This window comes from Bradyrhizobium sp. MI1.11, from assembly GCF_055811255.1.
Map to the genome: position 1 here is coordinate 44,644 of NZ_JBVVPM010000048.1, position 13,885 is coordinate 58,528.

Genomic DNA, 13,885 nt, shown 5'->3' on the forward strand with positions numbered 1-13,885 from the left:
CGGCCTTAATACTAAACAACGGCTGAAGATCAAACTCCGTACAACTACAGGAGGTATCGATTGGAGAGTGCTCGGAACAGCGTGGCGCGCATAGGTGCGATTCTACAGAGCAACGTTCCGGACTTCCGCGACCACGATCAGGCGACGGACCACCAGGTCGGCATCCAATGGTGTCTTGAAGGTGCCTTGCCGGCTTCCCCGACTCAGCCCTAGCCTGCAATGATGCGTTTCCAGGATCGTCCCAATGCCTATCGGCCGCAGTTCGGCGGCTCGCCTTTCGGTCGCCGTTTCTCGGGGCTGTTGCCGTGGATGTTCGTGGTCGGCGTCGTGGTGGCGATCGCGCTCACCTTTCGGCATGGGCCGAACTGGCCCGTTCCGCATGGCGCCGACGGCCGGTCGCAGGAAGCCGAGATCATCCTCCAGCAATCTGGCAATGCCGATGCTCGCCAGCCCGTCGACGTCATCCGCACCATCGACGGCGACACCTTTCTCGCGCGCGTGCATCAGCAGGGTGGCCGCGACCTCGTCGCGCGCGTTCGCCTGCGCGGCATCGATGCACCCGAGATGAAAGCCTCCTGCCAGGAGGAACTGGACAAGGCCGAAGCCGCGGCCCGCGCATTGCGCGATCTGCTCGGGCAAGGTGGCGTGACGATTACCAATCTCGGACCTGACAAATACGGACGCGTTCTCGCTGACGTCGCGACGAAACGTACGGCCAATGTCTCGGCGGCGTTGCTCGCCGGCGGCTACGCGCGGAGCTACAATGGCGGCCATCGCGACGGCTGGTGCGCGCGGAGTTGGCGCTTCTGGTGACAAAAAGCCGCGTCGAAAGACGCGGCTCTTGCCGTCTCACCCCGATGCCGGCGATCAGCGCGTCACGACCACCGTGGTGCCGACCGAGACGCGGCTGTAGAGATCGGTGATGTCGTCGTTGAGCATGCGGATGCAGCCATAGGAGACGAAGCCGCCGATCGAGCCCGGCACGTTGGTACCGTGAATGGCATATTCACCACCGGACAGCGTCATCGCCGCGACGCCCATCGGATTGCGCGGTGAGCCGCCCGGGATAACGTCCGGGATGCTCGGCTTGTCGCGCTTCACTTCGGCAGGCGGCGACCAGGCCGGATTGCGGTACTTGCCGTCGATGCGGGTGGTGCCGGCCCACTGCTTGCCGGACTTGCCGACGCCGACCGGGTAGCGCACGGCGTGGCCGTTATCGAGGACGAGATAGAGCCGACGCTCGTTGGTTTTGACCACGATGGTGCCCGGCGAATAGTCGGCCAGGTGCGTCCCCACCATTTCCGGCCGCGCCTGCGCCGCCGTCGACATCAAGACCCCAGCCCCGACGGTGGCGGCCAGCGCCACAGCAATCCTCATCGACATCGATTTTCCCCCTGCCCCGAACGGACCGTCCAAAATTACGCAAAACCGGCAATCGCTGGCTCGCCAAGTCCTTGTTGCAAGTCCTTGTCAGCGGACATTCTTAACCGCGCTTGTTAACCGGATGGTTTCCACGCACGGCCGCCAAGGGCCAGCCAGCAGGGGGAACAAAGGAAATGTTCGAAACAAAGTAAATGACCTGAAAACAACACTCGGCGGGAAAGATGCCCGGCCGCCGGGGCGCGGCCTGACAAGTGCGTGAGGATGTGAACGACCGTTGTTCGGGGGAGCGCTAACGCGGGGATGGGTCTCGTGTCCCGGACGCGGCGAAGCGCGAAGCGGTGCGACGGAGGGCCGGGACCCAGAAAGCCTCAGAGTCTGCTGTTGCATGGGCCCCGGCTCTGCAGCGCACCGCTAACGAGCGCTGCGCTGCGTCCGGGGCACGAGACCGCCTTTACGCCGACTTCTTGTTCTGCCGGTTCTTGACGAGGTCGTCGACCACGCCGGGATCGGCCAGGGTCGAGGTGTCGCCCAGGCTGCCCGGCTCGTCCTCGGCGATCTTGCGCAGGATGCGGCGCATGATCTTGCCGGAGCGCGTTTTTGGCAGACCCGGTGCAAACTGAATCTGGTCGGGCGAAGCGATCGGGCCGATCTCCTTGCGCACCCAGGTGACGAGCTCCTTGCGCAGATCCTCGGTCGGCTCGATGCCGGCCATCAGGGTCACATAGGCGTAGATGCCCTGGCCCTTGATGTCGTGCGGGAAGCCGACCACGGCGGCCTCCGACACCTTCTCATGCGCGACCAGTGCGCTTTCGACTTCGGCGGTACCCATGCGGTGGCCGGAGACGTTGATGACGTCGTCGACGCGGCCGGTGATCCAGTAATAACCGTCGGCATCGCGTCGGCAGCCGTCGCCGGTGAAATACTTGCCCTTGTAGGTCGAGAAATAAGTCTGCTCGAAGCGGGCGTGGTCGCCATAGACCGTGCGCATCTGGCCCGGCCATGACCGCGTCAGGCACAGATTGCCTGATGTCTCGCCGTCCAGCACGTTGCCGTCGGCATCGACGATCTCGGGCATCACGCCGAAGAATGGCTGCGTCGCCGAGCCCGGCTTGAGCTTCGTGGCGCCGGGCAGCGGCGTGATCAAAATGCCGCCGGTCTCGGTCTGCCACCAGGTATCGACGATCGGGCAGCGGTTGTCGCCGACGACGCGGTGATACCACTCCCAGGCTTCCGGATTGATCGGCTCGCCGACCGAGCCGAGCAGGCGCAGGCTGGCGCGCGAGGTCTTCTTCACGGGCGCGTCGCCGCTCTGCATCAGCGCGCGGATCGCGGTCGGCGCGGTGTAGAAGATGTTGACCTTGTGCTTGTCGATGACGTTCCAGAATCGCGAATTATCCGGGTAATTCGGTACGCCTTCGAACATCAGCGTGGTCGCGCCGTTGGCGAGCGGTCCGTACAGAATGTAGCTGTGGCCGGTGACCCAGCCGACGTCGGCGGTGCACCAGTAGATGTCGCCGTCGTGATAATCGAAGACGTATTGATGCGTCATCGCGGCGAACACGAGGTAGCCGGCGGAGGTGTGCAGCACGCCCTTGGGTTGGCCAGTCGAGCCCGAGGTGTAGAGGATGAACAGCGGATCCTCGGCGTGCATGTGCTCGACCGGGCACTCGGTCGTCACCATCTTGGCGGCGTCGTGGTACCAGAGGTCGCGCGAGGGATTCATTTCGACCGCGCCGCCGGTGCGCTTGACCACGACGACCCAGTCGACGCCGTCTGCCTTGGCGAGCGCCGCGTCGACATTGGCCTTCAGCGGCACCTTCTTGCCGCCGCGCAGGCCCTCATCCGCGGTGATGATCACCTTGGACTGGCAGTCGTTAATGCGCTGGGCGAGGCTGTCGGGCGAGAAGCCGGCGAACACCACGGAGTGAATTGCGCCGATCCGCGCGCAGGCCAGCATCGCGTAGGCCGCCTCCGGAATCATCGGCAGGTAGATGGTGACGCGGTCGCCCTTCTTGACGTTCCGGGTGCGCAGGATGTTGGCCATCCGGCAGACCTCGTCGTGCAGCTCCTTGTAAGTGATGTGCCGGGATTGTGAGGGATCGTCGCCTTCCCAGATGATCGCGGTCTGGTTGGCGCGGCTGTGGAGATGCCGGTCGATGCAATTATGGGCGACGTTGAGAACGCCGTCCTCGAACCATTTGATGGAGATGTTGCCGGGCGCGAAGGAGACGTTCTCGATCTTGGTCGGAGCGTGCATCCAGTCGATGCGCTTGGCCTGCTCCGTCCAGAAACCGTTCGGGTCCGAGATCGAGCGGGCGTACATGTCCTTGTATTTGGCCTGGTCGACCCAGGCGCGCTTCACCCATTCCGCGGGGACGTCGTAGATCTTCTCGGACATGTTTCCCTCCACATACGGCAAGCCGAGCACAGACCACTGGCGAGCCGACTTGATCGTTGCACCGATTATGCGTCGGGCTAACCGGACCCGACAAGGTGCACAAGCTGGACCTTCGGCGAGCAGCCTGCCATGCGGAGGATCAAGCCGCTTCTTGCGACTGTCGCAGTTTTGAAACAGGGCAACGGGCGGCTTTCGGGTCTTTACCCAGATCGTCGGAATGGGCCCGCGCAGAGCGCCATGCACCCAGCAGAGGTATTTAGAAACCGTCTCTCACTGATTCGGGACTCGCAATGCGGTTCGGAACACCCTAAATGGCCAACCCGGGTCCAACGAGACCCCTTGGAACGAAAATCAGAACAGCGGCATTGACCGATAACAGACAGGGCTAAGGCATAAGACTATGATGGATCAGCAGAATCTCGGGACTTTGCGGCCCGCTTCAGCCGATCCTGCAGCCATTGCGCTAGCCAAAGCCCTGGGACAATGGCCGAAACCGGCCGGTTCCGGCCGCCCCAGCCCGAAAAAAGTGTTCGACGCGGCCCCTGGGGCAACGGTCGAGGCCCTTGCCAAGGAACTGGGCCTGCGGCTCGGCGACCAGAACGAGCTGACCATCCGCCGCATCAGGCGCGGCAAGGGCTATTCCTTCGTGCGGCACAACGGCGTCCACATCCGCGATCCCCGCACCATTCGGCGGCTGCATTCCATGGCGGTGCCGCCGGCCTATCGCGAGGTGCGCTACTCGGCCGATCCAAGCACGCATCTCCAGGCGGTGGGACGCGATGCCGCGGGCCGGCTGCAATATCGCTATCACGCCGATTGGGAGAAGGTCCGCGAGCAACGCAAGGCGCATCGCCTTGAAAAACTCGTCGGCGCGCTGCCCAAGATCCGGCGCAAGGTCTCGGCGTTCCTGTCGGGCGACGAGCCGACCCGCGAGTTCGCGCTCTCGGCCGTCATCGAACTGATCGCGCGCACCGCGATCCGCCCCGGCAACGAATCCTATGCCCGTCTCAACGGCACCCGCGGAGCCACTACGCTGCTGAAGTCCAACGTCTCGCTGGAAGACGACAGCTTCGTGCTGACCTTCAAGGCGAAGGGCGGCAAGGCCGTGCGCAAGGAGTGCGACGCCGCCAAGCTCGTGCGCGCCATCGGCATTTTGCAGGGCGTTCCCGGCAAGCGCATGTTCCAGTATCGCGATGCCTACGGCATCGTGCGTGCGGTCAGCACCACGCAGGTGAACGCGTTTCTGCGCGAGATCGCCGGCATCAAGATCTCGCTGAAGGATTTCCGTACGCTGATGGCCTCTGCGGTCGTCGTGGAATCGCTGTCGCGGATCACGCCCGCGACCAGCCAGCGTGGGCGCAAGAAGCAGGTGCTGGAGGCAATCCGCGGCGCTGCCGACCAGCTCTCCAACACGCCGGCGATCTGCCGCAAGAGCTATGTTCACGACACCATCGTCACGGCGTTCGAGGACGGCATCCTCGAACGCTTCGCCGCGACCATGAAGGGCCAGCGCTCGCAGGCCAGGCGCGAGCAGCTTTTACAGCAGGTGGTGGCGACCGCGGCGGTCTGACCTCGGCGTCGTTACGCCTTGTTGGAAACGCCGTTGTCGGGACCGGGATCGCTGCCCGCGGCTGCGGTCGTGAGCCGTCCCAGATAATGCGCCCATCCCGTCGCGTGGGCGGCAGCCTGTTCCTCGGTCGGCAGCCCGCTATGGGTCATGCGCAGCAATGTGCCGCCGTCGCGTTCGATCAGGTCGATCTCGATCAGGCTCGAACCGGGCGGCACTTCCTGGCCGCCCTCCCATCCAAACGTGTAGGCGAGCCGATGCACCGGCACGACTTCGCGGAACGCGCCGCGGGCGACGCCGCCGCGAGGGCCGATGCCTTTGAGCAGATATAGCCCGCCGGGATGCGGCTCCGTGGTCGCGTCGGACCCCATCCAGCTCAAAATCTTCTCGGGGTCGGTCAGGTAAGCGAAAACGGTGGCACGTGGGGCGGCAATCTGGGTCTCGCGTCGCACTATGAACGGTTCGGTCATCGGCGATCATCCCTGGGCTGACACTGGGACATGGCGGCGCGCGAGCGGCCCGTCAAGGATTGCCCGTGACAAAGACGGCCTGGCATCGTCATGATCGGGCCATGCACCTCTCTCCGACGCTCTCTTGGCTTGTCGATGCCGCCGCCGATAGCGCCGGGGCCGACCGCCTGCTCGCGGACCTCGGCGCACATCTGGTCGCCGACGGCGTGCCGCTTGCGGCAGGCAGCCTGACGCTCGAGGTGCCGCATCCGCTGATCGCGAAGCGGACCTGGTTGTGGCGCGCAGAGAACGGCCGGGTGATCGAAGCGCTCGGCTTCGCACCAGGCGGCCGCGCGCCCGACCCGCCCAACGATGCCGGCCGCCGCTGGCTGCGCGACATCGCGGACGGTGAGGTGCACGAAGATTTGGTCGGACGGCCTGACGGGCCGTTGCTCGGCTGGATCGGGCCGCGTCCGTTCACCGCAGACGAGACCGAGCAATTGCGCCAGGCCGCGCGTTTCGCCGCGACGCCCCTTGCGGTGCTTGCCGCGCGTGCCACGTTGTGCGCGACGTTGGATGCTTATCTCGGCAAGCGCAGCGCGGAGCGGGTGCTGGCGGCACCCCTGCGGCGCGATCTCGGCGAGACCATACAGGCCGCGCTGCTCTATGCCGATCTGCGCAACTTCACGCTCCTGTCGGAAACCAATCCGCCTCCCGACGTCATCGCGGCGCTCGATGCTTGGTTCGATCGGATCGCCGGCGCGGTTCACGCCTTCGGCGGCGAGGTGCTGAAATTCATCGGCGACGGCGTGCTCGCGATCTTTCCGGTGGTCGGGGCGTCACCGCGCCAAGCGTGCGATGCAGCTCTGCGTGCCGCGAGCGCAGCCGAAGCCGGGATGGCGTATCTCAACGCGGAGCGCCGTGCCCAAGGTGTGCCGCCACTCGCGTTCGGGGCGGCGCTGCATCTCGGCGAAATGCTGTGGGGTAATATCGGCGCCGCCAACCGGCTCGATTTCACGGCGATCGGCCCCGCCGTCAATCTCGCCAGCCGGCTCGAAGGATTGTGCAAGCCGCTCGGCAGAACCGTGCTGGTGTCGGGCGCGCTCGCCGCCGAGACGGACATGCCTCTGATCGCGCTCGGATCACATTCGCTGCGCGGCATTGCCGCGCCATGCGAGGTGTTTGCGCTGCCGGAGACGCGAACTCCGATATCGTAGCCCGCATGAGCGTAGCGACACGCGGGATCGCAGCAGTAGTCCCGGATATCGCTTCGCTCATCCGGGCTACAGTGCCTAAGCCTACATCCCACCCATCTTGCAGACGAGCTTCCATTCCTCGGCCGTCACCGGCTGCACCGAGAGGCGCGAATATTTCACCAGCGCCATGTCGGCGAGCTTCTTCTCGGCCTTGATCGCCGCCATCGTCACCGGAATCTTCAACGGCTTGTCGGCCTTGATGTCGACGCAGACGAATTTCTCGGTCTTGTCGGTCGGATCGGGGTAGGCTTCCTTGACGATCTCCGCGATGCCGACGATCTCCTTGCCCTCGTTGGAATGATAGAAGAACGCCTTGTCGCCCTTCTTCATGGCGACGAGGTTCTGGCGCGCGGTGTAATTGCGCACGCCGGTCCAGGCCTCGCCCTTGGAGCCCTTCGCCACCTGCTGGTCCCAGGACCACACCGATGGTTCGGATTTCACCAGCCAGTACGCCATGTTCATTCCTCTGCCTTGAAAGGTCGCGTCATGAGCCCCGAGATCGCGGCGTCGATCGTGCTTCTGCCGGTCAGGATCGATGCGACGGCTTCCGATACTGGCATTTCGATGTTTTGCGAAGCCGCGAGCTCGATCAGGACCGGCGCGGTGAATTCGCCTTCGGCAAGCTTGCCGGCGGGCGGCTGATCGCCGCGGCCAAGCGCCAGGCCGAGCGCGAAATTGCGCGATTGTGGGCTCGAGCAGGTCAGGATCAGATCGCCGAGGCCAGACAAGCCCGTGAGTGTTTCGCTGCGTGCGCCGAGCGCGCGGCCGAGGCGTGTCAGCTCGGCAAAGGCGCGGGTGGTGAGGGCGGCCTGGGCGGAAGCGCCGAGCTTGCGCCCGACCGCGATGCCGACCGCGATCGCCAGCACGTTCTTGGCGGCGCCGCCGATCTCGACGCCGCGGACATCGGTGGAGTGATAGGGCCGGAAGGTCGTCGAGCCCAGCGCCTGCACCAGGCTGTTGGCCAGCGCTTCGTCCCTCGCCGCCAGCGTGACCGCGGTCGGCAGACCACGCGCGACATCGTCGGCAAAGCTCGGGCCCGACAGGATCGCCGGCTGCGCGTGGGACGCGGCCTCGGCGATCACGTCGGTCATGAATTTATGGGTGCCGTGCTCGATGCCCTTGGCGCAGGCAATGATCGGCACCGGCTTTTCCAGGTGCAAGGCGAGCATGTTGACAGCACCGCGCAGATGCTGCGCGGGCACCGCGATCAGCAGCATGTCCGCCTGCGCGGCGAGGGCCAGATCGCTCGTCACGACGATATCCGGAGCAAGCCGCACGCCCGGCAGCCGCGGATTGTCGCGGCTCAATGCGATTCGCGTCGCGTGCTCGGGATTGCGCGCCCACAGCGTCACGTTCCGTCCGGCCCGAGCCGCCACCATCGCCAGCGCCGTGCCCCAGGCGCCCGCGCCGATCACCGCAACCGATTGGAACGCTGTCATTGCTAGAATCCCGCGCGCGTCTTGCCGTATCCGGTCGGTGCCGTCGCGTTCGCATCGAGCAGCCAGCGCGCGCGAGGCTGTGCTTCCATCGTGTCGGTCATGCCGAGTGCGAGACGTTCGGCGCCGGCCCAAGCGATCATTGCACCATTGTCGGTGCAGAGCGCCGGCGGCGGCATGATCAATTGTGTTCCGGCTTTCCTCGCAACGTCATGCAGCGCGTCGCGGATCGCCTGATTGGCGGCGACGCCGCCGGCCGCCACAAGCGCGCGCGGTGCGCCGAACTGCTCGCGGAAAAGTTTGAGACCTACGCTCAACCGGTCGGCGGTGGAATCGAGCACGGCAGCCTGGAAGCTCGCGCAGAGATCGTTGACGTCTTGCGGTGTGATCTCGGCCAACCGGCTTGCTTCGTTGCGCACCGCCGTCTTCAATCCCGATAGCGAGAAGTTGGCGTCGGGGCGTCCCTGCAACGGCCGCGGAAACGCAAATCGCGCGGGATCGCCGCTCTTCGCCGCGCGCTCGACCTGCGGTCCGCCCGGATAGGGCAGTCCCAGCATCTTCGCGACCTTGTCGAAGGCCTCGCCGATCGCATCGTCGACGGTGGTGCCGAGCCGCACATACTGGCCGACGCCGGTGACGGCGACGATCTGGGTATGGCCGCCCGAGGCGAGAAACAGGCAATAGGGAAATTCGAGTGCGTCGGTCAGGCGCGGCGTCAGCGCATGCGCCTCCAGATGGTTCACCGCGACCAGCGGCGTGGCGTGCACCATCGCGATCGCCTTCGCGGTGGTGAGCCCGACGATGACACCACCGATCAGCCCCGGCCCCGCCGCGGCGGCGACACCGTCGAGCTGGGCGAAGTCGATGCCGGCCTCAGTCATGGCGCGGTCGATGATGCCGTCGAGCAGGTCGACATGGGCGCGGGCCGCGATCTCCGGTACCACCCCGCCGAAACGGGCATGCTCCTCGACCTGCGACCACACGATATTGGACAGGATCTTGCCTGTGCCGTCAGGCGCACGCTCGATCACCGCCGCGGCGGTCTCGTCGCAGGTGGTTTCGATGCCCAGTACCAGCATTGGCGAATTGTTATCCAATTTGCGCCCTTCTCACCCCCCTTGCGCTCATCCGCAAAGCAGAGTTCTGGTACGTCCGGTAGCATTCCGGGGTCGGCCAACGCAATCGTCACGCGCGGCCGTTCCTCGTGAAAGCGCCACCGCCACGTGGTTCGGGAACACAAGCGATGTCCATTCTTGTCACACGGCCGCATCCCGACAATGAGGCGACGTCGAAAAATCTGCGTGCACGGGGTCATGTGGTGCTGCTCGCGCCGGTGCTCAAGTTCGAGCCGGTCGCCTTCCATGCCGAGAGTGAAACGAGCTACAGCGCCGTCATCGTCACGTCGGCCAATGCGATCCGTGCCGTCGCGCCGCAATTGCAGGACCTTGGTCTGCTGGAGCTGCCGCTGTTTGCCGTCGGCGAGCACACGGCCGCCGCCGCGCGCGATGCCGGCTTTGCCGAGGTGATCGTCGCCGGCGGCGACGGTACTGCTCTGCGCGACAAGGTGATGCAGAGCGCGCGCGACAAGCGGCTGAAGAAAAAGGGCACGTTGCTCTATCTCGCGGGCGCGGATCTGTCGCGCGACCTCGGAGGCGAGCTGAGCGCCGAAGGCTTCAACGTCGTCACACAGACGATCTATCGTATGGCGCCTATCAAGCTGTTGCCGCGCGATGTCTGTGAGCGCTTTGCCGCCCATGGGATCAGGGCGGTGCTGCACTACTCCCGGCGCAGTGCGCGGGCTTTCCTGGAGGCCGCGCGGGGCGAAGGCGTCGAAATCTCGGCTCTGGCGATCCCGCAATGCTGCCTGTCCGAGGCCGTCGCCGGCGTGCTGCGCGAGGCCGGTGCCTCGCAGGTTCTGGTGGCCGCGACGCCGGACGAAAATGCCTTATTTGACACCTTGGAGCGTGCTTTGCGTACCCGTTTGGCGTAAGAGGTCGGGCCGAATCCGACGCAATCGGGTCCGTTTAGGGCATGTAAGTGTGAGGAACCGTCACGATGGCCGACGACAAGCCTGAAGACGCAGGATTGGCTCCCCAGTCCGGCCGTGCCAAGCGGACTCCGCCCACCATCGACCTCGAGGCAACCGAAGTCTCGACCCAGCCGCAGGAGGTGGCGGGCGAGCCTGAGGCAGCGACCCAACAGGCCGCGCATGAGCTGGCCAAGTCCGAAGAGGACAAGTCTGAAGAAGCCAAGTCCGAAGAAGCTAATGCCGAGCCGCAGCCCGAACCTGCCGCGGAGGAGTCTTCCGTTGCGTCCGCATCGGTATCGCCGTCGATTTCGCCTTGGGTTATCGCGCCGTTCTCCGGCGCTGTCGCAGCCGCAATTGTGATCGCGGTCGGCTGGATGCTGGGCTGGCCCGCGGTGCAGGCACCGCCGGCTGCCCCGCAAGTGACGGGCGCAGCCGTCGACGCGCTAAGCGGACGCATTGCCGCGGTCGAAGCCAAGGCGGGCAAGCCTGCCGCCGATCCGGCCATGGTGGCGCAGATCGATGCGCTGGAGAAATCCGCAACGAGCCTGCGCAGCGACATCGCCAATCTGCGCGCACAGTCCGACAAGACCGCGGGCGCCCTCAACGACGCGAAATCGGCGCTAGGCGCTGCCGCGCCTGATGTTGCCGCTCTCAACGACCGCCTCGCGCAGCTCGAGCGTGCCAGCAAGACCGAACGTGCGGAACTCGCGCAGCAAAGCGAGAAGATCGCTGACGCGAAGACGATGGACGACAAGCCGCTGCGCCATGTGGTGGCGGCGGCCCTGCTCGACGTCGCCGTTCGCCACGGCGACGCCTACGAATCGCAGCTCGCCGCCGCGCGGTCGCTGGCAGCAAAGCCAGATATGCTGAAGCCGCTCGACACCTTTGCATCGTCAGGCATTCCGACGCCGGTCGCATTGAGTCGCGAGCTCCTCAACATCGTGCCAAAATTGTCGCCGCCGGCGGAAGCTCCGGCCAGCGGCACCGGCATCGTCGAGCGCCTTCAGGCAGGGGCGTCAAAACTCGTCCGCATCGAGCGTACCGACGGGGTCGGCAACGATCGCGGCGCCATCGTCGCGCGAGTGACGGCGGCTGCGTTGCGCAACGATTTCGTCGAGGCACGGCGCGAGTTGAAGACGCTGCCCGAGGCCGATCGTGCACCGGCGCAAGCCTGGCTCGACAAGGCCGATGCCCGTGACGCCGCGCTCGCAGCCTCACGCAAATTCGCCGACGCCGCCATGGCGGATCTCGTCAAGCCTGGTCAATAAAGGTTCGCGCAACAATCAGCGCGTATAGGGATCGTCATGCTTCGCATCGTCCTCTTCCTCGTCCTGATCGCGCTGGCGGCGGCTGGCGCGGCCTGGGTCGCCGATCAGCCCGGCGACCTCGTCCTGACCGCGGGCGCCTTCCGCGCCACAACGACGCTTCCCCGATTCGTATTCTTGCTTGGCCTCTTTGCAGCGGCAGTCGTGCTGGTCTGGAGCCTGCTGACGATGGCCTGGCGCGCTCCGGGGCGTCTGCGCCGCCGTCGTCACGAAAAGCGCCATGCTCGCGGCCGCCACGCCATCACCCACGGCCTGCTTGCGATCGGCCATGGCGACACCGCGCTTGCTCGTCGCCACGCCGATACCGCGCGGCGGCTGGCCGCAAACGATCCGCTCGCGCTTCTCCTGCACGCGCAATCCGCGCAACTCGAGGGCAATCGCGACGAAGCCCAGCGCGTCTTCCGTGCCATGGCCGAGCGCGAGGACACGCGCCTGCTCGGTCTGCGCGGCCTGTTCATCGAGGCGCAGCGCGCCGACGATGCGGTCGGCGCCGTGATGATTGCCGAGGAAGCGATCAAGCTGTCGCCGTCCTCGACCTGGGCCTCGCAGGCGGTGCTCGGCTTCCGCTGCGCGCGCGGCGACTGGAGCGGCGCGCTCGCGATCCTCGATTCGAATCTGTCCGCGGGCCTGATCGACAAGCAGGCCTATCGCCGCCAGCGCGGCGTGCTGCTCGCCGCCCGCGCGCTGGAATTGGAAACGATGGACCGCGACGTCGCGCGCGAGAGCGTTATGCAGGCGGTCAAGCTCGCGCCGACCCTGGTTCCGGCCGCGGTGCTCGCTGCAAAATTCGAGAGCGAGGCGCATCAGGTGCGCCGCGCCATGAAGCTGGTGGAAACTGCCTGGCTCGCCAATCCGCATCCTGATCTTGCGGATGCCTATGCGCATGTGAAGCTCGGCGATTCCGCGCGGCAGCGCTTGCAGCGGGTCGAGACGCTCGCCGCCAAAATTCCTGCCGACAAGGCTGGTTATGTCGAGGGCCAGCTGGCGATCGCGCGCGCCGCGATCGCCGCGTCCGAGTTCGCCCGTGCGCGCGCGGTGCTGGCGCCTTACGTCAACGATCCGACCCAGCGCGTGGCGCTGCTGATGGCGGAGATCGAGCGCACCGAGCATGGTGACGGCGGCCGGGCCCGCGCCTGGACTTTGCGCGCGGTGCGCGCCCGCCATGATCCAGCCTGGACCGCGGACGGTTATGTCAGCGATCGCTGGCGTCCGGTTTCCCCGGTCACCGGTCGCCTCGACGCGTTCCAGTGGCAAACGCCGGTCGCCAGTCTTCCTTCCGACAGGGGCGCGATGATCGAATCCTCAGCCTTCGAGGAAGCCATGCTGGCGGCTCCGCCGCCGAAGCGGGTGACGGCGGCCCCGAGCGAAAGCCCGGCGGAACCGGCTGTCATGGCGCCGGATCCGGTGCCTGCTGCGCAGGACAATTCGCCGCCTCTTGAAGCCAAGGAGGACGCCAAGGAAACCACCGAGGAAACTGCCAACGAAGCGGCAAAGGGAGAGCCGGCCGTCACGCCAGCCGAGCCGGTCAAACCGGCCCCTGAGATCGCCGAATCATCGCCGGTAGCCGCGACGCCGGTGTTCCGGACCCGCGCCGACCTTGGCAAGCCCACGCAAGCACCTATTCCCGCCGTCATCCCGATCGTCCGCGCCCCGGATGATCCCGGGATCGACGACGAGGGCCCGAGCGATGAATTTACGGAACAAATCGGCACGCCCAGGGACCAAGCAAAGGCCCAGGCCGGCGGCTGGCGCGGATTCTGGTCTCGCTGGGGCGGCTGAGCGGCATTTGGGAGCCGGCTCCACCTTGCCAATTCGGGCCCCGCCCGATATCAGGAGCGCGCGTATCGGGACCGGCCTCGCGCGGGCCCCGGCAGGGTTCGCCGCAATAGCTCAGTTGGTAGAGCACGTCATTCGTAATGACGGGGTCGGGGGTTCGAATCCCTCTTGCGGCACCAGCGCCCCAGCTGTCCAGACCGGAGACATAGGTAACAGGTCGTACCTAAGACATGGGTGACAACCTCGTGCCGAACGGGTTGTCGAGG

At 65.9% G+C, this 13,885-nt stretch carries 12 protein-coding genes and 1 tRNA gene; 7 read left to right on the forward strand and 6 right to left on the reverse strand.

The features are described from left to right. The first annotated feature begins 219 nt into the window (after positions 1 to 219). The gene (locus AC0L30_RS32875) at positions 220 to 813 is read left to right on the forward strand and encodes a thermonuclease family protein (protein ID WP_219681866.1); all 594 of its coding nucleotides are present in this window, start codon (positions 220 to 222) and stop codon (positions 811 to 813) included. Between the two features lie 54 nt (positions 814 to 867). On the opposite strand, the gene AC0L30_RS32880 is transcribed toward AC0L30_RS32875, so the two are convergent. Continuing rightward, complete coding sequence (locus AC0L30_RS32880) at positions 868 to 1,383, reverse strand: L,D-transpeptidase (protein ID WP_007598677.1); 516 nt, start codon at positions 1,381 to 1,383, stop codon at positions 868 to 870. 451 nt (positions 1,384 to 1,834) lie between these two features. Next, the gene (gene acs, locus AC0L30_RS32885; protein WP_473406118.1) at positions 1,835 to 3,781 is read right to left on the reverse strand and encodes an acetate--CoA ligase; all 1,947 of its coding nucleotides are present in this window, start codon (positions 3,779 to 3,781) and stop codon (positions 1,835 to 1,837) included. Between the two features lie 400 nt (positions 3,782 to 4,181). Between acs and AC0L30_RS32890 the strand changes: the two genes are divergently transcribed. After that, positions 4,182 to 5,351, forward strand: a complete 1,170-nt coding sequence (locus AC0L30_RS32890; RefSeq protein WP_354200359.1) for a DNA topoisomerase IB — start codon at positions 4,182 to 4,184, stop codon at positions 5,349 to 5,351. 11 nt (positions 5,352 to 5,362) lie between these two features. On the opposite strand, the gene AC0L30_RS32895 is transcribed toward AC0L30_RS32890, so the two are convergent. Next, the gene (locus tag AC0L30_RS32895; RefSeq protein ID WP_354200360.1) at positions 5,363 to 5,818 is read right to left on the reverse strand and encodes an SRPBCC family protein; all 456 of its coding nucleotides are present in this window, start codon (positions 5,816 to 5,818) and stop codon (positions 5,363 to 5,365) included. Positions 5,819 to 5,919: 101 nt separating this feature from the next. On the opposite strand from AC0L30_RS32895, the gene AC0L30_RS32900 reads away from it, so the two are divergent. Next, complete coding sequence (locus AC0L30_RS32900; RefSeq protein WP_354200361.1) at positions 5,920 to 7,014, forward strand: adenylate/guanylate cyclase domain-containing protein; 1,095 nt, start codon at positions 5,920 to 5,922, stop codon at positions 7,012 to 7,014. An 81-nt stretch (positions 7,015 to 7,095) separates the two neighbouring features. On the opposite strand, the gene AC0L30_RS32905 is transcribed toward AC0L30_RS32900, so the two are convergent. From AC0L30_RS32905 to tsaD, 3 genes are read right to left on the reverse strand one after another with little or no spacing between them, the layout of a single operon-like run. Beyond that, complete coding sequence (locus AC0L30_RS32905; protein ID WP_354200362.1) at positions 7,096 to 7,509, reverse strand: EVE domain-containing protein; 414 nt, start codon at positions 7,507 to 7,509, stop codon at positions 7,096 to 7,098. 2 nt (positions 7,510 to 7,511) lie between these two features. Further along, positions 7,512 to 8,492: an NAD(P)H-dependent glycerol-3-phosphate dehydrogenase gene (locus AC0L30_RS32910; protein WP_354200363.1), complete on the reverse strand. Its 981-nt coding sequence runs from the start codon at positions 8,490 to 8,492 to the stop codon at positions 7,512 to 7,514. A gap of 2 nt (positions 8,493 to 8,494) precedes the next feature. Next, positions 8,495 to 9,568, reverse strand: coding sequence for a tRNA (adenosine(37)-N6)-threonylcarbamoyltransferase complex transferase subunit TsaD (gene tsaD / locus AC0L30_RS32915; protein ID WP_354200364.1), 1,074 nt, complete (start codon positions 9,566 to 9,568; stop codon positions 8,495 to 8,497). A 164-nt stretch (positions 9,569 to 9,732) separates the two neighbouring features. On the opposite strand from tsaD, the gene AC0L30_RS32920 reads away from it, so the two are divergent. The 4 genes from AC0L30_RS32920 to AC0L30_RS32935 all read left to right on the forward strand — a co-directional run bounded on the left by AC0L30_RS32920 (position 9,733) and on the right by AC0L30_RS32935 (position 13,798). Beyond that, the gene (locus tag AC0L30_RS32920) at positions 9,733 to 10,479 is read left to right on the forward strand and encodes a uroporphyrinogen-III synthase (RefSeq protein ID WP_473406119.1); all 747 of its coding nucleotides are present in this window, start codon (positions 9,733 to 9,735) and stop codon (positions 10,477 to 10,479) included. 65 nt (positions 10,480 to 10,544) lie between these two features. Beyond that, positions 10,545 to 11,786, forward strand: coding sequence for a COG4223 family protein (locus tag AC0L30_RS32925; RefSeq protein ID WP_473406120.1), 1,242 nt, complete (start codon positions 10,545 to 10,547; stop codon positions 11,784 to 11,786). 36 nt (positions 11,787 to 11,822) lie between these two features. Then, positions 11,823 to 13,622, forward strand: a complete 1,800-nt coding sequence (locus AC0L30_RS32930; protein ID WP_473367600.1) for a heme biosynthesis HemY N-terminal domain-containing protein — start codon at positions 11,823 to 11,825, stop codon at positions 13,620 to 13,622. Positions 13,623 to 13,722: 100 nt separating this feature from the next. Further along, a tRNA-Thr gene (locus AC0L30_RS32935) sits at positions 13,723 to 13,798 on the forward strand. Positions 13,799 to 13,885: the final 87 nt, after the last annotated feature.

Bases quoted from the DNA above. Each gene is read 5' to 3' on its own strand.
- AC0L30_RS32900 (WP_354200361.1), top strand. From the start codon at position 5,920: ATGCACCTCTCTCCGACGCTCTCTTGGCTTGTCGATGCCGCCGCCGAT.
- AC0L30_RS32925 (WP_473406120.1), top strand. From the start codon at position 10,545: ATGGCCGACGACAAGCCTGAAGACGCAGGATTGGCTCCCCAGTCCGGC.
- AC0L30_RS32880 (WP_007598677.1), bottom strand. From the start codon at position 1,383: ATGTCGATGAGGATTGCTGTGGCGCTGGCCGCCACCGTCGGGGCTGGG.
- tsaD (WP_354200364.1), bottom strand. From the start codon at position 9,568: ATGCTGGTACTGGGCATCGAAACCACCTGCGACGAGACCGCCGCGGCG.
- acs (WP_473406118.1), bottom strand. From the start codon at position 3,781: ATGTCCGAGAAGATCTACGACGTCCCCGCGGAATGGGTGAAGCGCGCC.
- AC0L30_RS32910 (WP_354200363.1), bottom strand. From the start codon at position 8,492: ATGACAGCGTTCCAATCGGTTGCGGTGATCGGCGCGGGCGCCTGGGGC.
- AC0L30_RS32895 (WP_354200360.1), bottom strand. From the start codon at position 5,818: ATGACCGAACCGTTCATAGTGCGACGCGAGACCCAGATTGCCGCCCCA.
- AC0L30_RS32890 (WP_354200359.1), top strand. From the start codon at position 4,182: ATGATGGATCAGCAGAATCTCGGGACTTTGCGGCCCGCTTCAGCCGAT.
- AC0L30_RS32920 (WP_473406119.1), top strand. From the start codon at position 9,733: ATGTCCATTCTTGTCACACGGCCGCATCCCGACAATGAGGCGACGTCG.
- AC0L30_RS32875 (WP_219681866.1), top strand. From the start codon at position 220: ATGATGCGTTTCCAGGATCGTCCCAATGCCTATCGGCCGCAGTTCGGC.
- AC0L30_RS32930 (WP_473367600.1), top strand. From the start codon at position 11,823: ATGCTTCGCATCGTCCTCTTCCTCGTCCTGATCGCGCTGGCGGCGGCT.
- AC0L30_RS32905 (WP_354200362.1), bottom strand. From the start codon at position 7,509: ATGGCGTACTGGCTGGTGAAATCCGAACCATCGGTGTGGTCCTGGGAC.